This is a genomic window from Streptomyces sp., from assembly GCF_036566765.1.
Lineage (GTDB): Bacteria > Actinomycetota > Actinomycetes > Streptomycetales > Streptomycetaceae > Streptomyces.
In genome coordinates this window covers 25504-45143 of record NZ_DATCVQ010000731.1, presented here as the reverse complement: position 1 = coordinate 45143, position 19640 = coordinate 25504, and the positions used below count along the sequence as shown (strand labels likewise).

Annotated in this window: 25 protein-coding genes; all 25 read right to left on the bottom strand. The window is 68.0% G+C overall.

Features of this window, described 5'->3' with window-relative positions; translation table 11 throughout:
* Window positions 1-153: 153 nt before the first annotated feature.
* The 25 genes from VIU94_RS42460 to VIU94_RS42340 all read right to left on the bottom strand — a co-directional run bounded on the left by VIU94_RS42460 (window position 154) and on the right by VIU94_RS42340 (window position 19592).
* Window positions 154-699: a hypothetical protein gene (locus VIU94_RS42460; protein WP_331920677.1), complete on the bottom strand. Its 546-nt coding sequence runs from the start codon at window positions 697-699 to the stop codon at window positions 154-156.
* Between the two features lie 257 nt (window positions 700-956).
* The gene (locus VIU94_RS42455) at window positions 957-1805 is read right to left on the bottom strand and encodes an N-acetylmuramoyl-L-alanine amidase (protein WP_331920675.1); all 849 of its coding nucleotides are present in this window, start codon (window positions 1803-1805) and stop codon (window positions 957-959) included.
* An 11-nt stretch (window positions 1806-1816) separates the two neighbouring features.
* The gene (locus tag VIU94_RS42450) at window positions 1817-2455 is read right to left on the bottom strand and encodes a collagen-like domain-containing protein (protein WP_331920673.1); all 639 of its coding nucleotides are present in this window, start codon (window positions 2453-2455) and stop codon (window positions 1817-1819) included.
* 2 nt (window positions 2456-2457) lie between these two features.
* Complete coding sequence (locus VIU94_RS42445; protein WP_331920671.1) at window positions 2458-2778, bottom strand: hypothetical protein; 321 nt, start codon at window positions 2776-2778, stop codon at window positions 2458-2460.
* A gap of 85 nt (window positions 2779-2863) precedes the next feature.
* Window positions 2864-3361, bottom strand: coding sequence for a C1q-like domain-containing protein (locus tag VIU94_RS42440; protein ID WP_331920669.1), 498 nt, complete (start codon window positions 3359-3361; stop codon window positions 2864-2866).
* Window positions 3362-3411: 50 nt separating this feature from the next.
* Window positions 3412-3948, bottom strand: a complete 537-nt coding sequence (locus VIU94_RS42435) for a hypothetical protein (RefSeq protein ID WP_331920667.1) — start codon at window positions 3946-3948, stop codon at window positions 3412-3414.
* Window positions 3949-4488 (bottom strand): hypothetical protein, encoded by a 540-nt coding sequence (locus tag VIU94_RS42430; protein WP_331920665.1) that lies wholly within the window; start codon window positions 4486-4488, stop codon window positions 3949-3951. It lies immediately after the preceding gene.
* 8 nt (window positions 4489-4496) lie between these two features.
* The gene (locus VIU94_RS42425; RefSeq protein WP_331920663.1) at window positions 4497-6344 is read right to left on the bottom strand and encodes a hypothetical protein; all 1848 of its coding nucleotides are present in this window, start codon (window positions 6342-6344) and stop codon (window positions 4497-4499) included.
* Window positions 6345-6370: 26 nt separating this feature from the next.
* Complete coding sequence (locus VIU94_RS42420) at window positions 6371-9880, bottom strand: coiled-coil domain-containing protein (protein ID WP_331920661.1); 3510 nt, start codon at window positions 9878-9880, stop codon at window positions 6371-6373.
* Complete coding sequence (locus VIU94_RS42415) at window positions 9867-10202, bottom strand: hypothetical protein (protein WP_331920659.1); 336 nt, start codon at window positions 10200-10202, stop codon at window positions 9867-9869. Before VIU94_RS42415 ends, VIU94_RS42420 begins: the two co-directional genes overlap by 14 nt.
* Entirely contained in the window at window positions 10181-10678 is a 498-nt protein-coding gene (locus tag VIU94_RS42410; RefSeq protein WP_331920658.1) for a hypothetical protein, read from the bottom strand. Before VIU94_RS42410 ends, VIU94_RS42415 begins: the two co-directional genes overlap by 22 nt.
* On the bottom strand, window positions 10675-11103 hold the full coding sequence (locus VIU94_RS42405; protein ID WP_331920656.1) for a phage tail tube protein: 429 nt from the start codon (window positions 11101-11103) through the stop codon (window positions 10675-10677). The genes VIU94_RS42410 and VIU94_RS42405 overlap by 4 nt, the downstream gene beginning before the upstream one ends.
* A 56-nt stretch (window positions 11104-11159) precedes the next feature.
* Window positions 11160-11474 carry a hypothetical protein gene (locus VIU94_RS42400; protein ID WP_331920654.1) on the bottom strand — a complete coding sequence of 105 codons (315 nt, stop codon included), beginning with the start codon at window positions 11472-11474 and terminating at the stop codon, window positions 11160-11162.
* An 8-nt stretch (window positions 11475-11482) separates the two neighbouring features.
* Window positions 11483-11986 carry a hypothetical protein gene (locus VIU94_RS42395; RefSeq protein ID WP_331920652.1) on the bottom strand — a complete coding sequence of 168 codons (504 nt, stop codon included), beginning with the start codon at window positions 11984-11986 and terminating at the stop codon, window positions 11483-11485.
* A 16-nt stretch (window positions 11987-12002) separates the two neighbouring features.
* Window positions 12003-12434 carry a hypothetical protein gene (locus VIU94_RS42390; protein ID WP_331920650.1) on the bottom strand — a complete coding sequence of 144 codons (432 nt, stop codon included), beginning with the start codon at window positions 12432-12434 and terminating at the stop codon, window positions 12003-12005.
* Complete coding sequence (locus VIU94_RS42385) at window positions 12434-12895, bottom strand: hypothetical protein (protein ID WP_331920648.1); 462 nt, start codon at window positions 12893-12895, stop codon at window positions 12434-12436. Before VIU94_RS42385 ends, VIU94_RS42390 begins: the two co-directional genes overlap by 1 nt.
* A 77-nt stretch (window positions 12896-12972) precedes the next feature.
* Window positions 12973-13815, bottom strand: a complete 843-nt coding sequence (locus VIU94_RS42380; protein WP_331920646.1) for a hypothetical protein — start codon at window positions 13813-13815, stop codon at window positions 12973-12975.
* A 1081-nt stretch (window positions 13816-14896) separates the two neighbouring features.
* On the bottom strand, window positions 14897-15217 hold the full coding sequence (locus VIU94_RS42375) for a hypothetical protein (protein WP_331920644.1): 321 nt from the start codon (window positions 15215-15217) through the stop codon (window positions 14897-14899).
* A gap of 2 nt (window positions 15218-15219) precedes the next feature.
* The gene (locus VIU94_RS42370; RefSeq protein ID WP_331920642.1) at window positions 15220-15687 is read right to left on the bottom strand and encodes a hypothetical protein; all 468 of its coding nucleotides are present in this window, start codon (window positions 15685-15687) and stop codon (window positions 15220-15222) included.
* 13 nt (window positions 15688-15700) lie between these two features.
* Window positions 15701-16375, bottom strand: a complete 675-nt coding sequence (locus tag VIU94_RS42365; protein ID WP_331920640.1) for a hypothetical protein — start codon at window positions 16373-16375, stop codon at window positions 15701-15703.
* A gap of 56 nt (window positions 16376-16431) precedes the next feature.
* Window positions 16432-17322: an NAD-dependent epimerase/dehydratase family protein gene (locus tag VIU94_RS42360; RefSeq protein WP_331920638.1), complete on the bottom strand. Its 891-nt coding sequence runs from the start codon at window positions 17320-17322 to the stop codon at window positions 16432-16434.
* Window positions 17319-17774, bottom strand: coding sequence for a class I SAM-dependent methyltransferase (locus tag VIU94_RS42355; RefSeq protein WP_331920636.1), 456 nt, complete (start codon window positions 17772-17774; stop codon window positions 17319-17321). The genes VIU94_RS42360 and VIU94_RS42355 overlap by 4 nt, the downstream gene beginning before the upstream one ends.
* Window positions 17775-17872: 98 nt before the next feature.
* Window positions 17873-18556, bottom strand: a complete 684-nt coding sequence (locus VIU94_RS42350; RefSeq protein ID WP_331920634.1) for a hypothetical protein — start codon at window positions 18554-18556, stop codon at window positions 17873-17875.
* A gap of 17 nt (window positions 18557-18573) precedes the next feature.
* Window positions 18574-19341, bottom strand: coding sequence for a hypothetical protein (locus tag VIU94_RS42345; protein WP_331920632.1), 768 nt, complete (start codon window positions 19339-19341; stop codon window positions 18574-18576).
* Complete coding sequence (locus tag VIU94_RS42340) at window positions 19338-19592, bottom strand: hypothetical protein (protein WP_331920630.1); 255 nt, start codon at window positions 19590-19592, stop codon at window positions 19338-19340. Before VIU94_RS42340 ends, VIU94_RS42345 begins: the two co-directional genes overlap by 4 nt.
* Window positions 19593-19640 lie beyond the last annotated feature (48 nt).

Here is a 19640-nt window from a genome sequence, read left to right as displayed (position 1 = left end):
CAGCGCCATCACGCCGTTCGCGATCGTCATCGTGTAATCGGCAGCGTCACCCGTGATCACGCCGAACGCGACCACCACAGCCAGCAGCGACTGAAGGCCGTACAGGATGGCCGCAGGGTCACGGCCGAACAGCTTGAACTGCATGAGAGCCTCCTACGGCTTGACCGTGTAGCCGTTGTCGAAGTCGTAGGCGAACGACTCCGAGTCGGATCCCTTGGTGATCCACGCTGTGTCGCCGCCGTTGCCCCAGATGTGGCCGTGATAGCCGCAGAGGCTGTTCATGAACAGCGCGTGGACGTTGCCGCCAGCCGACACCGCGGCGACGCCCCGGCCGCTGTAGACGCGCACCGTGTGGCCTGCGGCCAGCATGACGCTGCCGTCCGCGCCCGTGGTGACGCCGGGAAGGGCGGTCACCTTGAGGGTGTTGCAGCCGCGGTCGTTGTCGTCGACGTGGCTCTTGGCCCACTGGTCAGCGACGACCAAGCCCGCGACGTTGACGTCCACGGCCGGGCTGCTGACGTTCTTGACGTCGACGAACTCCTGGTTCCGGTTGTAGATCGTGTCGCTGCCGTAGGCGTTGTAGCCGACCTGCGTGATAGCCAGGCCCGGCACGTCCGCAGAAGCGGTGGCCGAGGCTGGAGCGCCGGTCAGGCCCGCGGCGGCGATGACGGCGGCGAATAGGACAGCGCTCTTGCGCATGAGGGATGCTCCTCGAATGGGGGAAATGCGAAGAGCGCGCCGCATCTGGCAGCGCGCCCGAGGAAGGCCAGGTCAGGGCCTAAAGAATCGGCGCGATAAAATCACGCGGATTGTTAAGGATCTGAACGGCGTTCAGTTCGCCTCGTCTACGAGGCCAGAGATACGCCCGTCGTCGGGCTGGTGCTCCTCCGCGGGCTCGGGATGCCGCGGCAGGAACGTCTGGTGCGGCCAGTAGCGCAGCCACAGGCCGTCGCCCATCAGGCCACGCGCAGCACGGCGCCCCAGGTCTTGGGCCCGCACACGCCGTCCTGGTCGAGTTTCTTCAGCCCCTGGAAGTGCTTCACGTCAGCGGTGAGGGCGGCATCGAATGCCGTCTCCTCCAGCCAGGCGCGCAGCCCCGCCGCGGCGTACCGGTCCTCGCTCACAGTGCCGCGTGCGAACAGGTTCGCCCGGAGCGTCTTGACGTCGTAGTTGTCGGCCCCGGCCTTCAGGGTGGGCAGCTGCTTCACGATCTCCTCCGTCCAATCCGCTTCCGGCTCCGGCCTGGGCAGCGCCGACTCCCGGTTGACCAGGTGCATGAACTCGTCCCACGGGAAGTGCTGGCCGGGATCGCTGTGGTCGGTCTGGTGGAAGGCGTTGCTGACGTCGACGTGGCCGCACACGCCCTCGGCGCCAGCCTTGACCTGGGCGACCGTCAGCTTGCGCATCGGCAGCCCGTAGCGGACGCACAGGTCTCTCGTCCTGGCCGCAGCTTCCTCGACCGCCGGCCACACCTCGGGCGACAGCCACTGGGCGCGCGTGTACGAGGCTTCTCCGCAGATCTCGATGCCGATCGAGTGCGGGTTCGGGGGCGCGTGCCAGGCTGTCACGCTTTCGGCGACGCAGTGTTCCTCGTGCCGGCTGGAGTCGTAGATGTAGTGCGCCGACCCGCCCGACGACTTCATCTGGAAGTACTTCGCTGTCCCCGACGCGGCGCCCTTCTTGCTCGCGACCGGATAGCCGACACCCGGGCAGGTGGCGTGGATGACCACCCGCCGGACCGGCAAGTTCCCGGCGCCAGAGTTGTGCACGGCACGCCGGCTGATCGGCGGTTCTCCCGGCTTCATTGAGGGTCCTCCTATGTCGCCTTGCACGTGTAGCTGGTGGATCCGGCCTCGTCAGGCGTGCACTGGTAGGTGACGCCGAGGTAGGTGAACGTCCAGCTGGCCGGGGCGGGTCCGGTCTCCCCGCGGGGGCCAGGCTCGCCTTGCTTGCCCTCGGGGCCGGCGCTGCCGTCTTTCCCGTCCTTGCCGTCGGCTCCCGCATCCCCCTTGACTCCTGGAGGGCCGGTGACCGTTGCTCCGGGATCGCCCTTTAGGCCGGGAACACCTTGTAGCCCGACCGCGCCATCTTTGCCCGGCTTCCCATCTCGGCCAGCAGGCCCAGGCGGACCGCTCGGGCCGGGCAGACCGCGAGGCCCGACCACCGTCTGGCCGGCAGGACCGGTCGGCCCTCGCTCCCCTTGACGGCCAGCAGAGGGCGACACGAGCGGCACCCCGCCGAGCCGCTGCACCTGGTCGTACAGCACGGCGTTGTCGCGCTCCGCGTCCCGCACCTGGTCGCGGACCGAGGCGACCTGCACCATCAGGGCGGCGACCAGGCCGGCGAACACGACGGCGACCGCCATCGGGAGGATCCACATCCGCCGCGGAGCCGACTCCGCCACACTGTCGTCCGGCTCGAACACGGGGTTGACGCTGTCGTCGTGGCGGCCCATCGTCACGTTCCTTTGCCGGTCAACCAGAGCTGGATGAGCAGGATGACCAGCGGCGACACGAACGCAGTGAATACCGCCAAGCCGATCAGCCGGCGGTCGGCGGAGCGCTGGTTTTTCTCGGCGTCGCGGGCCGCGTTCAGCGCGGCGATCTCGCGTTCGTGCTCGTCGAACTGCCTCTGCACGGCCTGCTGGTATGCCTGGAACAAGTCGACGGGCACGAGCTTGTCGAGGCGGGCGTTGAGGCTGTTGAACCCGGTTTCGACGGACCGCCGCAGCGCCTCCATGGAGCGGTGAAGCTCCCACGGCGTGGGTTCATCGGCCACATCGCTCCTCGTCATGTTGAGGGGTGTGCCGCCCAGCCCGTGCACCCTCTGACGGGGTGGGCGGCACGTCAGGGGGCCTGATCTTCTAGAGCGTGCTCAGCCAGCGCGCGGAGACTTGGCATCCGTACTGGTTCTGCGAAGGCTCGTAGCCGACGATCTGATGGCTTGGATTATCCCAATTAACGCAGTGAAACATCACATAATCAGATGCGTTGAGGCCCACGACGCTTGACCCGGCGTACGACTCATCAGACTGCTGCACTTGAACGTTAGATATCTCCAGCTTATCTATCAAGGCGGCGTTTGCGTTGTACTGCCTCAACTCAAGCTTTCGCAGGCCGCCGCCAGAAGGCGTTAGAATGTAGAACTGGAGTTGCCAGCTAAACACATAGTAGCCAGGCGTCTTGCAGGTGAATCTATTTCCGTCTACACCGAACATGCCGTCATTGTCATACACCACCGTATCCCACGAGGCGACCACGGTAGCCTGTCCTGGCACCGTTTGCGCACTCCCGTCCTTTCGGACGATACACATGGGCGGCCTGAGAAAATAGCCGAGGACGTCGCGCATCTCGACATTCATTTCGGCAGCAGACCAAAGACCGGCCGACCACGTCTTTGGCGAGGGAAGAGTCACAGGTTGGACACCCACTCAATCTCAAACCGCGAGTCTTGATTAGAAACTGAAACGTCTAGCGATCCGCCCGTGTTCTGGTACCCCCAAACCTCGACGTAGTCCCCAGCTTGCAGGCCGAGCACAACGGACGTGCTCATGCAGATCTGCGCGCCACCAATCCCCCGCACGAACGTGTAGATCATCCCGTAGCGGGATGTCGTGACACCATTCTTTGCAAAGAAGATCTGCCGATACCCGTTACTATTGGTGCCCCAAACGACGACCGCAGAGAGCTGGTAGTAGCCAGCAGTCGCTACGGTGTACCGAGACGGGTTGGTGACGTTGCTGTGGCCGCCATCCGTATCGAGGTCCTCGCCGTTCCAGAAGATCGGAGTGTTCGTGTTGCTGGACACGGCCTGGTTGCTGGTGATGCGCCGGAGTACCGCATGGGGGCGGTTCTTCATGAAGTTTATGGCGTCTCGAATGCGGGCATTGAGAATCGCTGAAGTCGGATTGACGCCAACGTCCCACGACGACAGAGGGGGCGCGGCCATCTATGCTGACACCCATTCGACTTGCAGCCTAGTTGTATACCATGGCTGACCGGACGCCACATTGCCGTTATTGCCGCTGCCGCTCAACATAATGACCGTGGCTTCGATGTAGTCATTGACGGCAAGCTGCACATAGCCTTCCGTAAGGAGCGGGGCGAGGCTACCGAATCCCAGGCTTGGGATCTGTGTGGCTCTGCTCTGCTGCGTAGTGCCGTTCTTGCGGATTGTCAGGTCTGCCCACGTAAAACTAAAGGGAATGAGAAATGCGGTGCAGCGCACGTTGTACCATCCAGCCGTCTGCGCGGTGTACCTGGAGTTGTTGGTTACGTTGCTGTGCCCGCCGTCGCTGTCCTTCAGTTCGACGTCCCACGTAATCGCCGTAAGGGAGCTTACGTTTATCGACTGGTCGGCAGACTTGGCCAGCAGGCAGAACGGCTTGGCCTTGAAGTAGTTCCAGCTATCGCGGATGTCGGTATTCAGCTTCGCCGCTGTGACCTGCTCAGACGACGTCCACGTCCTGGGGTTGGGTACGGTGGCCATTGATCCCCCTAGAACGCCATCGGAACGCCATTGCCCAACAGCCCGTTGACGGCGTCGTCCAAGGTGAAGAACGCGCCGAACGCACGAGCTGACTGGAGCTGGAACGTGGTGATCCACCTCTCGGTGGTCACCTCGTGGGAGATGCCGCGGATGAACGCGTCACGCGTGATCGTGCCGCCGCCCGGCGGCCGCCGAACGATCTGAATCCGGTCGCCGATCTCCCGCGCCAGCACGGCAGGGAAGAGCACGCTCGGGTTAGCGTGGCAGTGGATGCGCAGCTCGTCGAACCGAGTCTCGGGATCTTTCGACAGGTATACGACCCACTGGGCCCAACTCAGCGCCTCGCCGTCCGTCTGAAGTTGCAGGTTCGAGCCACTGAACGTTCTGGTCAGGTATTCGAGCTGGCTCGCGCTGTCGCCGGTCGTCTGCTGAACGCCGCCCTCGCGCTGGGCAATGACCTCGTTATAGAGGGTGGCGTCGTCGGTGTTCAGCTTCGTCTCGAACGGTGCGATCGACGTGCTCGGGTTGCCGAACGTCGCCTGCACCGTCGTGCTGCGGCTGTCGGTGAAGATCGCGCGCCGATTGCGGAAAACGAGGCGGCCCTGGCCGTCGATGTACAGCTCCCCCACTTCGGAGTCCGTGACGCTCTGCAGCTCCGAAAGGGCGTCACCTTCGAGCGTCGTCGCCTGCATCGGGCTGTTGCCGGTAGCAATTGACCGGTCCGCGGCCGACCATCCCGCCGAGTCGAGGATCCGGGTGACGCGCGCCCCCGAGTCCTCACCCTCGCCGTACGTCTGCGGCACCTGCTGGCCGTTGACGGTGATCAGGGTGGGCGCACGCTTTTTGTTGGCCAACACCTTGAAGCCATCGGTCGCGACAACGGTCACCTCGGAGTAGACGTTGGCGACCCAGTCCACGTCCCATTGATCAACGAACCCGCGGAACAGGTGGTAGGTCACGCCCGCCCAGGTGCAGCGGATGCGGATCGGCCGCATCGGGGTGACCCGGCTGACGCCGCCGGTCACGTACGGGCCCGACGTGTTGGTCGGATCGAAGCGCCTATCGCTGTTGTTCAGGTGGACGGTGGCGGTGGCTGCCTCGTAGTGGATGATCGGACTCTGGACGCGCCCCGAGCCTCGCTTGGTGGTGATGCCGCGCTTGGCGTACGGCGTCAGGTCCGTCCACGTGCCCGCTGGCCCGATCTTCGCGGCGGCGAGGGCAGCGCCGTCCATGTACCAGTAGCCGCCGGCGTCTCGCTGCAGGTGGAACTCCACGTTCGTCGGCTTCGGCCCGTTCGGCCAGGCCAGCGTGCTGGAGATGGCGTAGTCAGTATGCGTGGAACTGTTCGGGTCGGTGTACAGCCAGACCTCTCCGGTGCCATTCCCGGACCCGTTGATCGTGTAGCGGAGCTCAACCCGCACCCACTGGCCGGTCGGCACCGGCGTGGTGAGCTGTGCGGCCAGCGTGGTGCTGAAACCGAGATACAGCCGCAAGATCCTGTCGTTAAAGAGCCACAGCGCCGAGATCACGCCAGAGGACGGGCCGAGCGCGACGAAGACGCGCTGCGAGCCGCTGGTCGCCGACACCAGGTACATGTAGAGCCGGACACAGAACACGTCGCCCGCCTGGGCGACGCTCGACCAGTCCATGTGGGTGTCCACGCCGGAGCTGGGGTTGAATGCTGCCAGGCCGCTGCCGTATGCCTGCGCGTTCGTGAACTGCGGCGAGCCCGCGATGCTGTTGAACGCATTGCCGCTGCTCCCGCCGGAGTTGGCAGTGGAGATCGTCACGCCGTTCGTGCCGCCGTCGAAGGTGTTGGTGCGGACGACGCCGGACAACGCGGTGTTGTCGAACATCGACTCAACCGTGATAAATGGCAGGGTCACTTGCGCCACCCCGGCCCGGAACGCCGCTCGTACTCCTGGATCGCCTTCACCGTCGCCGCCCCCGCCGCGGCCATGTCGGCGCCTGGCGCGACCTGGACGGTGATGCTGTAGCTGTTGCTGCCCTGCCCGATCACCATCGTCGGCAGACCGCCAGCCCCGGCCGGGGGTCGCTTGGTGAAGGCGCCACCGAACCGGTTGGCCACCTCCGACAGGATGTCCTCCGAGCGCCCCCGCTTGGAGGCCGCGAGCGGGATGTAGGCTTCGCCGCCCGTCTCCGGCTCGGCCCACAGTCGCATCGTGCCGGGGCGGGCGATCTGCGCGACGTGGTGCTCGCCACCGCCCGCGAACGCCGCGATCCCGCCCATCGCGTAAGTCAGGATGCCGCCGTCCGCCTGCTGGCTGATCTTCGCGGCGAATTCTTGCACTTCGGTTCTGATGGTCACCACGCGGTCGCCCTGGATGCCCTCATTGATCGCGACGCCGATCCGGCGGGCCGCCTCGGCAACCCCCACACGGCCGCTGTCCATCGCTTCGCGTACCCGGTCGGCGACGTTCTTGCCATGCGTGCGGGCGATTTCGGCCAGCGCCGGGCCGGCGTCCTGCAGATTCTTGGCGAACGTGTCACCAGCGGACTTTCCTGACCGGCCGTACAAGCTGATGAACTTGGACAGCTCCGCGTCGCTCATCGACGCCGCCGACGCCACGAGTCCGGCCGCCCCAGGGCCAAGCTTGGCCAGCTCGTCGAGCATCTCCGGCGGCACCCGCCCGGCCAAGGTGACCAGGTTCGCGCGCCACGTCTCCTGGTCGCGGACCTGCTTCTCCAGCTCCGCGAGCAGTTGCTCACTGGTGAGCTTGGAGTCGCCGCGCAGCTTCGCCCATGACTCCAGTACCGAGTCGGTGGCGGACCGGTTGTCGGCAGCGGCCTCGCGGCGGGCGTCACGGACCGCCTTCTCGGCGTCCATGATTTCCCGGGATGCGTCCCGCACGGCGCGGGCGGCCTCGGCCTGGGCGTCGGCGACCGAACGGGCCGACTCCTTCGCGACCTGCGCGGCGTCGGCCTGGGCGCGGGCCACGTCCTTCTGTGCGTCCCGCACAGCGCGGGCGCTCTCGACCCGGGTCTTGTCCAGCTCCGATTCGGCGTCGGCCAGCTGCCGGGCGGCGTCCGCCTGCTGCCGCGAGGCCTCCGTCTGCGCGTCCGCCAGGGCGCGCTCGGCGTCGGCGACCGAGCGTGCGGACTCCTGGCGTGTGCGTGCCGCCTCCGCCGCTGCCTCCGACTCCGCCCGCCGGGCATCCTCGATCCGGCCGAGCGCATCCACCACCTCGGTCGAGCCGTCGATCCCAGCCCGCTGCGCGTCGGCCAGGTCGCCGCGTAGCTCGGCGTTGCGCCGCCGGACCTCCTCCAGCCGCTGCAGCGCCTGCCGCAGAGCCAGGTCCGCCTCGCGCCGGTCCAAGTCCGACGACTTGGGGTCGGAGTTGACCTCATTCAGCCGCTCGCGGGCCCGATCGATGGCGAGCTGGGCGCCCTCCTCGTCGAGGGCCGCGCCGGACTCGGCGGCAATCAGGTCTTCGAGCCGTTCCTGCGCCCGCTCGCGGGCGGCTGTCAGGTCCTCAACCGCGTCCTGCGTACGCCGGTGGGCATCGGCCACGCGCCGGTCGGCGTCCACCTGCCGCGCCGCCGCATCAGCCTGCGCGTCGGCCAGGCGCCGGGCAGCATCCTCGATCCGGCGGCCGGACTCCTCCGCGACCTGCGCCATCCGCTCGCGCGCATCCTCCACACGCCGCTGGGCGTCGGCCTCCCGCTGCGCGCCCTCCTCGACCGCCGCGGTGAGTGCCTCCTCGGCGTTGCGCACCCGCTCCTTAGCCGCCTCGACCGCCTCGGCCGCCTGCCGGTGCGCGTCCGCCACGCGCCGTTTGGCGGCCTTCACCCGCTCGGCGCTCTGCTCCTGGACGTCGGCCAGCTCCCGCTCGGCCCGCGCGATCCGCTCCGCGCCGGCGCGCTGCACCTCGGCCGCGCGCGCCTGCGCCTGCGCCAGCTCATCCTGGGCCGAGACGCGGCTGCGGGCGGAATCCAGCAGGGAGCCCAACTTGGCGAACTCGGTGTAAGCGCTGGCCCAGGCCTCGCGCATCTTCACGCTGGCCTCGTCAGTGGCCGTACCGATCGCCTTGACGTCGCCGGTCGTCTTCTGCACGGCCTGGCCCATGTTGAGGCTCTCGCGCCCGGCCTTGCCCGCCTCGACCGTGAAATGGCCGAAGACGCCGGCCGCGGGGTTGATCACGGCCGTCATCGCCTGGATCGCCGTCGCATTCTCCTGCGCCCACTTCACGAACCTGGTGAGCGCCGCGACCGCGTTGCCCGCCCATTCGGCGATCTTGGCCAGGTTGGTCGCGAAATCCGCCAAGATCTGCGGGTTCTCTTTCACCGCCTCGGTGATCGCGGTGATCGCGGCCGCCAGGTGACGCATGATCTCCGGCATCCGCGGCCCAAGCTCGGCCAGCACGGCGGAGAACGCCTCCTCGATCGCGGAGATGGCCGGCGTCAGCTCCTCAAGGCTGGCGCCGGCCTGGTCGACGAAATCCGAAACGTCGGGAGCCAGCTTGGCCAAGTTGTCGCGGATCACCGGCGAGATCTTGAGCAGCTCCCGCTCGGCGACTTGCGCGATCCGGGTCCAGACAGCCTCGAACGGCTGCCCGATCTTGGCGGCCTCCTGCTTGGCGGCTTCTCGCAGCTGGCCGATCGCATCCTGCGCGGCATCTGAGCCCTGCGCCGCCGCCAGGCCGAGCCCGGCCAGCGCGCCGCCAAGCCCCACCGTGAGCGCGCTGGAAGCCAGCGCCGCGGCGGCAGGCAGCGCGCCGATCGCGGCGGCCACCGCCGCCCCGGCCATCGGACCCGAACCGCGGATCGCGGTGAGCGCCGTCTGGATCAGGCCGATCGCCGCCGCGGCCGCCGACGCGCCGTCCACGTCGACCTTAACGTTCACCCGCCGGTCGAGGTCGCGCGCCTCCCGCTCGACCTTGTCCAGGTCGCGGATGGCCCGCTCGACGTTGGCGCCCACGAAGATCTCGGGGTTCATCGCGGCCAGCTGCGTGAGCTCGCGGCGGAGCTTCTCGGCCTCGTCCGCCGCCTGGCGGGCGTCGAGGTCGATCCCGATCCGCTTCCCGGACAGGTCCTGCAGTCGCCTGGAGAGGCCCGCCACCTGGCGCTCGGCATCGCTCGTGTCCGCCGTGATCTCAATCTTCGGCAGCCGCTTGGTCGCGTCCTCCAGCAGCTTGCGGGTCTTGATCGAAGTGCGGCCGACGTCGTCGAGCTCCCGCTGGAACCGGTCGGCCTGGGCGGCACTCTGCGTCATCGCCGCACCCTGCTGGCGCGCCTGCTTCTCCAGCTGCTCCAGCTCGCGAGAGAACTTCCGGGTCGCGTCCTCCGCCTGCTTCAGGCCCTTGGCCGCGTCCGAGGTGCCGCGGTCGTCCCACTTCGACTTCAGGGCGATGATCAGGTCACGAGTCGGCACGATGGAGCACCTCCTCGTTGCGGATCATCACGATGTGGACCCCGCGGCCGTCCTCGGCCGTCCTCGTCTCTTCAGCCGCCTCGCGCACCTCACAGCCGCGACACCGGCGCTTCTCCGCCACGTACGCCCAGCGGTGGCCGCCGCGGGACTCGTCCCACTCCTCCTCGCGGGTGCCGCACGTCCCGCACTCCTGGCGCTTCCAGATCCAGTGCCAGATCGCCTTGTCCCGGTCGTCCTGATCCCAGGCCAGGAAGGCGGAGTGCGGGATGCGGTACTCGGCGCAGACGTCCAGCTCCAGGGCTAGGGTTCGATCTGCGCCCAACCTTTTGGGAGCGACTCGTCCGGCGTCCGAGCGTTGACCCGGATCGCCGTGTTGCACAGCTGGAGCTGTTCCGGTCCCGACAGAACGTTCTTGAAGATGTGCTCCCAGTCAGCCTCGCTCCGGCCGCTTTCGTCACACGCCAGCAGGCACGCCTTCGGGAATGTCTCGCCGTTCCAAATCTCGTCCTTGGTGTCCGGCCTCGGCTTGTGCTGACCGATCAGCGCCTCGAAGTCATCGGCTGGTAGGGCCCGCAGCGGGATGAACTCGTAGCAGTCCCGCACCTGCTTCTCGGCTCGCTTTAGAGCGGCCTTGGCCCTCCGGACGGCCGCATCGTCCGCAACCTCGCCCTGCGTCTGCAGCAAAGCCATTGCGAACTGCGCCTGCTCAACGGCCTTGCGCGCCTCGGTGTCGTCGTCAATCCGAATCGGATGCTCGGCCGACAGGCGCCCGCGGTTGAGCAGGCGGTCCTCGCTCATGCCGGGATGGTCACGTTCTCGGACGGCTCGCTGGTGACGGCGTACTGGATCGTGAGCCGGGCCGCCTCAGCGCCCATCGAACGGACCTTGCCAACGCTGAGCACACGAACGGGGAAAACATCCATTTTCCGACCCGCGATGTCACCGCCATCCAGCCACACGATGTAGCCCGCAGTGTCGCGCGGCATCAGCGTCCTGACATCGGAGCCGGTGTCGCTCGCATAGAACGTGATCGCGCTCTCGTCCGCCGAGGTCAGGCCGGGGATGTTCGACACGAACCTGGAGTTCAGGTCCGGCGTGTCGATCTTCGCGCCACTGACCATCCACCCGTTGATGTCGGCGACGTCCTTGGACAGGTCCGAGCCCGCGTTCAACTCGGCCCGCGACGGAGCCGCGATGTTCGCGATGCTGACGATCCACGACACCTTCGTGATGCCGGGCCTAAAAAATCTTGAAGCCGGAGTGATCGGCGTTGCGGGCATTAGCTATCCCCCCTGGTTGAGCGCCGAGCACGCGGCGTTTCGGGCAAAGAAGAAGCCCCGGAGGTGTCCTCCGGGGCTTGGCTGGTCTGGCCGGTATCTGGTGGTGAGCCGGGCGGGTCGGGCATCGCCGCCTCGACGGCGGCCTTGGCCTGCTCCGGGTCCCAGCCGCCGTCGATCAGAGCCTGGATCGTCTCCGGCCGCCGATCGGGTGCGGCCACGAGCTCCCAGCCGGCGCGCTGGTGATGCGACAGGGAGGAGGCGGGCACCTCGACCTTGCCCTCCAGCCGCGGGTGCGAGATCCACACGGTTTCCATGCGCCCCCCTACGCGCTCGCGCCAACGACGACGACATCGCACGTAACCGTGGTGCCGCCGGCGGAGTTGACCAGGTTGATCAAATCTGCGGTGCTGGGCGTGATCACGGTTCCCGCCGCCGATGGGTCGAACGACACGAACATGCCGCCGGGCTTGACCGGGATACCGTCGCCCTTCGCCAGGAACAGCAGCGGGCCGTTGGTGGCATCCGAGACGACGTTGACGTTGTTGGTGTTGCCGAGGGCAGCGGCGACGATCACCATCTTGATCCGCGCGAACGTCAGCGTCGTCCCGAACGGGCCCTGCAGCGTGCCAGCCAGGTCAACGGCCTGGGTGCCCGACGCTGAGATCGTGAACTGATCGGACCAGATCATGTCCGCCTGGCCGGCGCCCGTCCCCTGCGCAAGGATCAGCTGGCGGGCCATCGCTAGAGGCGCCGACACCGTGGTCAGGTCCAGCGGATTGGTGATCTCCGCTTCGAGCTCGAAAAACGACTGCAGCCTGAAGGCCATCAGCACTCCTCTTTGATCATCGGAAGCCTTGCTCCCGGGCCACCTGCTCCACGACCCCGGCCGCCGTCGCCAGTACGTTGTCCGCCGCCGCCCGCACCGCAGGCTCCAGGTATGGCCGCGTCCCCTCGGCCACCTCCCGGTCCCGGTGGCCGAAGACCGGGTGCACGAAGTCGCTCGCTCCCGTGATGCCCTCGTAGGCGCGGCCGTGCGGCGCCACCGACCTGCGCACCCGGATGAGCACGCCTGGATCGCGACTGAACCTGACGGACATCGAGATCGCACGTGGGATCCGCGTCGACCAGCTGGCCCGGCTCCGAGCGTCCTGAACGACCGGCTCAGCAGCCGCCCTCAGCGCGGGCCGCAGCTTCTGGCGCAGCTCCTTCGGGATACCGTCCAGCTCCTTGGCCAGTGCGCGGATCGCCTGCGACGGATCTGCGGGCTCTGCCATCACGCCACCGCGAACGCGTCGATGTGCACCTGGAAACGCACCGTGCAGACTGGCCCCGACTTCGTCTGGTCGAGCACCACATCGAGGGTGGACAGGCGGGCCATCATCACCGTCCCGCCGAGGCGGGAGTCCCGGGCCAGCTCGTCGCGGAGCCCAGCCAACAATTCGAATGCCCGGGCGCGGACGGTGTGGGAGTCCGGCTTGCCACCGCGGTGCGCGTCCCCGCGCCAGGCGCTGGCCATGCACATCACGTCGTACGCCTCGTGATCCGGCTCCATGTCCAGCTGGTCGCGGGTCAGCGTCGAGCGGACATCCGGCTCGGCGGTGCTGCCGCTGTACCCGATGGCGATCACGTCGTCGCGCACCTCGATCGTCGGACCGCCGTCGAGCACTTGCACATCGGGGTGAGCGCGCTCAGCGAGCGCCACGAGCGCGTCGAGCGCCGCAGGGATAGTGGACACGAGGGAAGTCCTCCCAGGTCATTGGAGGTCAGGTTCAACCTGACCCTGGAATCGTGAGCACGGACGACCCGGGATAGTCAGCCGACGAGCGGCTCATCGCGCTCCTGGTGCCGCTTCAGGCCCAGCAGCTCCGACACGCGATACGGCAAGGCGTAGGGCCTCATCGACGCGGCCGCGATCGCGTCCGAGTCGCCCAGGGCCGGACGGCCGCCCGCCTGGTTGTGCTGCGAGCCCTGCCACAGGTGCTTGATCAGGTCGAGCCCGGCGAGCCTGAAATTCTGCGGCAACGGCGAGCGCCCGACCCTGTACGTGATCCGCACATCACCCCACCAGGCCGGCACCCGCAACACGCCCTCGGCGTGCTCCAGCATCCAGCCGTCCGTGCCCGCGAGCGGGTCGGCCTGAGGTACGACCTCACCGCCGGGCAGCCGCACGACGCTGATGATCGAGATGACCGGCCGCTCCGGCAGCACCACGACGCCCCGGCGGGCCGATCGGTCGGCCACCACGGTTAGCGGCGACACATGCCCCATCCGGTCGGTGATGATCTGGCACCCGGCACCGATGAACCAGCGCAGAGCCTCGTCGTCCTCCGACAGCTGCGGGTCCTTCTTGAGGTGGCGCTTCGTGTCGGCCAGCGAGATGAACGGCGCGCCCTCGGCGGGCTCCACGTCGAACACGTCGGCGTACGCGCTCGCGTTGGCGCCGGTGGCCAGCCACCGCACCCGATGCACCCCGGCCTGGACCGTCGGGTAGTCGAAGTTGTAGGCGCCGTCCGTGCCAGGCACCGACGCTTCGATGTGCGTCGTGCCGTCCGGCAGGGTGATGGTCAGCGCCACGTTGCCCGCGTTCTCCGGCGCGCCGGATGCGTTCGTGATCGTGATCGACAGCGGGACAGGGTCGCCAAGGTCGAAGCTCACGCGCCCTCCATCTCTGCCGCCCGCCGTACGCGATTCGCCATCGAAGTCCCACGCCTCTCTGCGCCGACCGCCCTGGCCGCGAGTCGATCGCGAGCGGACATCGTTCCGGCCGACGACTCGGGGGCGAGCGACTCGGTGAGCTCCATCCAGCCCGGCCACATGCGGCCGTGGATGCGGATCATGGGTGGTGCCGCTCGGCCACGCCGGACCGTAGGCACCGGGACGGGAGGCGGCGGCGGTACGGCCTGCGGCCACGTCAGCTCGAAGAGCTGGCCGCGCCGCGGCGCGGAGCTCGGCCGACGCGCACGGATCGGCTGAGGAATCCAGGCCAGTGGCTGCGGGCACGCGGTGAAGCGGCCGCGACGAGAAGATGCCCCCGGGCGGCCGCTCGACATGTGCGGCGGCGGAATTGGCGCGGCGGCCGGAGAGCCGGCGAACCTGCCGCGCCTCGCCGTCAGCGCCCGACGGCGGCCGGCCACCGGTGATGGAACCCACGGCGGAGGCGCGACGGCCGGTGCCGACCACGGCGGGCACGTGAACGCGCCGCCTCGGACGGGGGCGGGCCGGGCACGACCTCGTACCGTCCGAGGCGGGCACGACGGAGGCGGCTGAACGACCACCGACAGCGGCGGAGATGCGAAGCGGCCATCGCGGAGGGCGGCCAGCCGAACCCGGCCGCGCACAAGTCGAGGCGAGAAGAACGGAGCCGCCGGTGCTGCCACCTGAACAGGAGGCGACACGAAGCGGCCGGACCGAACCCGCAGAGCGCGAGCGCGAACCGCGCCGCGTTGGACGACCGGCAGCACCGTGGCCACCAGAGGAACGGCCAGGAACTCGCCTCGGCGCGCCCTCGCCCCCAGGCGATACTCGCCGGCCTGCCTCGTCGGCAGCGGAAGGAACGCAACCGAGCCAGCGGCCGTGAAGAAGCGACCACGACGGGCTGTCAGACCGAACCGTGACCTCGCCCGCAGCATCTGCGGCGCGAGAGAGGGCGGCTGCGGTGCGGCGGTAGAGCGAGGCGGCTGGAAGAACTCGCCGCGACGGACGGAGGGGTGGCGCCAGCGCCGCGACATTCAGCCCCCTAATCGAGCACGGTCACGCCAGCGCAGTCGCTCCAGATGCTATTGACGGTGAACTGGATGTCACTGTCGAGGCTGGCCGCGCTGATCGCGCCGTTTTGCGAGACTGCCCAGACGAACATGTCGAGGATCTCGGAATGCTCGCCATGTCCGGCAGCCGCCAGCACCCGCGTGGCCAGCCCTTGCCGCTTGAGGTAGGCGGTCGTGGATAGGGCGCTCTGCGCCTCCCCCGCGACCAGGACGGCAGCGGTGACTGCCGCCATCCGAACCCGATCCCTGAAGGCGGAATCCTTGGTGAGAGCGACCTGGTCGGCGAACGCCAAGATCACTCCTCCCATTCGACGCTGAGGACATATTTATGCGAGGCGGGCAACGCGTTGTCCCTGTTGATGAAGGCCAAGCCATTGCTCGTACCCAGGGCGACCGCCCACTCCTCGAGCAGTTCCCACGGAAGATCCGCCGAGCTCTGGGTGTTGAACGGGATCCGCCACTGATCATTCGACGAGTTCGTCGGCGCCGCCGAGTAGGCGCTGTTCCACACAGCACCCGCGGCCGCCGAGTTCGGGTCCAGCTTCGCCGGGGTCATGCCCGCGGTCGGAGTCGTCCCCGCCGAGGTCACACGGTTGATGCCGACGACCACCTGCTGCGAGGTCGGCACACCAGCGCCAGCCACGCAACCGATCGTGACACGGCGCAGCTTGTAGCCAGTGTTGGCCGAGGACATGAGCCAGGCGAAACCGGTGTCCACGGCGAGCGCGGCCGAGCTTTCGACCTGCGCGGCGTATCGAGCCATCATGATCCTTTCATCAGAAGAAGCCGCCGTACTGCGACAAGGCCTTAGGCGCGCGCCCAGCCGTACTCACCGCAGGCGCGACCACCAAGCTGAGTGAGGTGTACGCGTTGGCGCCGGAGATCGAGCAGGTCGCCGTACGGGTGCCAGTCGCCACCCCGCCGCCGCCGACCAATACCTCACTTGCGACGCTCGCGAAGGCAAACCCCGCGTAAGCGTCGCCGCGTTCCGTCATGCCGCCGGGCGGCGTGTACGAGGCCGACGAACCTGTGGCTGCGAACCCGCAGATCAGCAGGGCGTCATCCACCGACGGTGTCGCGGAGGGCGCGACGTGAGAGGTCTGGTTTGCGCCGCCATCCCCCCATACCGGCACCACGTTGATCGGGGTGGTCGGATTGTGGCCGGTGATACATAACAGCACCACCACAGCCGTGTCCGGATTCCCGAAGCTAAACGACGAGCCCTCGCTGCCGTCCACAGCCCGTTGCCAGACCTTGCCGAAGCAACTACCCGTCCCCGAGTAGGTGGTCCCCGTCTGAGCAAAGCCGGGTGCTGTCATCCCAGCCGTATTGCCGAAAACATCCTCGAAATGGACGGCGACCAGGTGATCGCCTGCCGCCGTTCCGACCGGCTTCGCCACTACGGTCGGGTCGCCAGACGAGCCGGTCGACGCTGACCGAACCGAGATCACAGCAGGCACCTCCAAGCACGTCGAAGAAGTTCGCCCGCGCAGTCCTGTCCGTTGAACTACCGGCCCACCAGCGCCTGCATCGCCCGCTGAACTCCCTCGGCAAGCGACACCCTCGGCCGATAGACGTCGAACATCCGTGCGGGATCGCCAACCCGGTACGCCACTCCGGTGGGGGCGTCCTCGCGCAGGTCGAAAGCGGGCCGGTATCCGGCTTCCGCGCACATCATCGTGGCGAGGTCGAGCATGGACGTGCCGAAGCCAGTGCACAGGTTGACCGGCTCTCGCACGTCGGTCTCGACTACCGCGAGAGCGCCGGCCACCACGTCGTCGATGTGGATCCAGTCGCGCACCTGCGTGCCGTCGCCCCAGATGCGGAACGGGACGGCTCGGCGCTTGGCCCGTGCAACGAACGCCCCGAACGGCCAGTCGACACCCTGGTCTTCGCCGTAGCCGGAGAACGGCCGTACGACGTGCACGGGCAGCCCGGCCTGCGCTGCCGCGGCGGCCACCCGCTCCCCGGTCAGCTTTGTCCAGCCGTAGGAGGCGTCAGGGGTGCCGATGTTGTACCGGTCGAACCGGACCATCGCCTCTGACAGCGGCCTCGCCGTGGCGACATCGCGCTGGCAGTCGATCGGATATGCGGCGCTGCTGGACAGGTAGAGGACACGACGCTGACGGGTGCGCACTGCCCACTCGAACATGGCGGCGTCCAGCGCCAGATCGAGCGCCAGGTTCATCGGCGAGCCGTCGATCGCCGCCCGATGGGGCGCCGTCGCCGCGGCGTGCACCACCAGGTCGTACCGGTTGGTCTCGGTGCGGAAGAAGTCGTGGGCGTTGTGGCCGTTGGCGATGTCTACGCCTTGCACCGTCCAGCCGTGATCGAACAGCTCGGCGGCCATATGCCGGCCCACGAACCCCTCGGCGCCGGTGACGAGAGCGGTCTTCATCGCACACCCCAGATGCCGAAGCAGTACGGCAGCCCCATGGGGCGGAAGTCCGCGGTGGCGTACACGTGCATCTGCCAGCCAGCGGCCGTGAGCATCTCCTCGACGTCCTCACGCGACCAGGCCCAGTAGTGCTCGGGATTGGAGTCGTTCCATGCGTCCACGGGCGTGGACAGCACTAACATGCGGGAGCGTTCGCGGATCCTGCCGAGCACCACGTCGGGGTCGTCCAGGTGCTCCAGTGTCTCGGAGCACACGAACAGGTCCACGTCCGGGATCTGGCCGATCGTCTCCTCGATTGACCCCTGGTGCTGGTAGCCGGGCGCGAAGTCGCCGTAGTACTTCACGGCGGCCGAGATCGAGGTAAGGATGGCGCCGTTGCCGCACGACAGATCCGCCGCGGCGGCCACTCCGTCGCCGGCGAGCCAGCGGGCGACCGCGACGGTCACGTCCACCCGCAGATGGTGATCGTGCCAGCGTCGATGGTCATGGGGTGTTCGGTAGAGGCATTGAAGCTCGTCGTCGGTGTAGGCGGGGCGCAGCCGCTGCCGGGTCACCGCCGTGCCTCTGCGAGCGCCTCGCGCACCGCGAGGACCTCCATAGGGCCGTGCTCGGCCATGTGCGCCCGGAACGCCCCGCGGTCCTGGGCGTACATGTCCGGGGCGTTGACCCGACGGTAGCCGTCGTCCCACTCCGCGGTCCCGGCGACCGGGTGCAGGTGTTCGACGACCACGCTCGGCAAGTAGCTGATGCAACCCGCCGACCGGCCCAAGGTAAGCCAGTAGTTGTCGACGTACAGGTGGTGCAGGGTCGGCGGCGCCATGTGCCCGAGCGTGGCCACCACCGGCGTGCTGATGGCGATCTGTGTGGGCAGGCGTGCGCCCTGGATGCGGTCGTTGCCGTAGACGAACCCGGGCCGCTTGGCCAAGGCGTCCAGATAGTCGCCGTCCCAGCCGACCGTGACCGGCCTGTGGTCGTCGCCCATGAATCCGATTGCTTGCGGAGGCGTTTGCCGATGAAGTATCTCGGCGGCGGTCCGGTTCAACGCATCCACCATCGACCTGTTCGGCCTGATCAGAGTGAGCACGCCGAGCAGACTGCGGTAGCCCGGTAATTCTGGATCGTCCTCGTCTACCGCGAACACCAGCTCGGTGTCGGCGGTGCAGGTCCGATGGAACGTCTGGGCCAAATCGCGGGCGGCATCCGGGCGTCCGCGCGACGGCACGATGACGACCAAGCCGGTTGATGTCCCGATCACCCGGTCACCTCGGAGCCGTCCGCCGGGCAGGCGTCTTCCGCGCCGAGCCATACCTGCTTGAGGTGTGTCGTCTTCACCCGCGTGTCCACGAAAATCGGGTATCCGCAGGCGACCGCCCGCGCGCAGAACGACAGGTCCTCAGAAAGCACTTGGCCTGTGGTCGGGTTGGCCATCCGGCCGTACCAGTTCGGCCCGTACTGTTCGGCCACCTTGCCCAGGACGTCGCGGTGGATGAGGATGCACGCCGAGCCGGTCGCGGCCACCTCAACGAGTTGCTCGCGCGGGTAGTCCAGCCACGCCGTGAACCCCTGGCAACCATCGCCAACCTCCACCCAGCGGAACAGCGTGGGACGTGGCCTGGTGCGGTGCCCGCCCATGCCGTCCAAGGCGTATTCCTGCTGGGAGAAGCACAGCGCGCCGACGATTGGCCGCTCAACCGGATCGGCGGCGTCCAGGAGCCGGTCCAGCGTGTCCGGCGCGAACCCCATGTCGGTGTCCGTCCAGAACAACCACTCGCCTTCGCCTCGCAGGAACTCCTCCACGGTGGCGTTGCGGGCGTCCACGATGCCGCCGGTGCCGTAGCGCATGCCGAGGTAGCCGCCGCGCAGCACCCGCTGCTGGCTGGCCAGATCGTATCCGAGGAGGCCCACCACGCTCAGATGCCACGAGTAGGCGACCTCGTGGCCGTGCACGTACGCGAGGCAGACGCTGCCGTCCATCGGCGCGGGCCCCACTTCGGATGGCGCTTCAGCCGGTGCGGTCACTTCGCGGTCCGCGTGCGGCGTGCCTGGCTCCGCTCCCCGGGCGCTCGGGTGGCCCGCTCTACTGGCTGCTCGTCCGCGACGGGTTGCTCATGCGGGACGGTCCGGTTGACGAACCGGTTGTCGGCCGAGAACAGGTCCGGAAACTGCTTTACGAGGGGGTCTCCCGCATCCCAGGCGGTGCCGCGCGGGATGTGCAGGCGCCTGCCCTGCCAGGTGACGTTGACGGTGTCGGTCGCGATGACGACGTCCATGATCTGCACCTCTCTGGGTGGCGTGGGTGGTTGAGTTCCCGCCAGCCG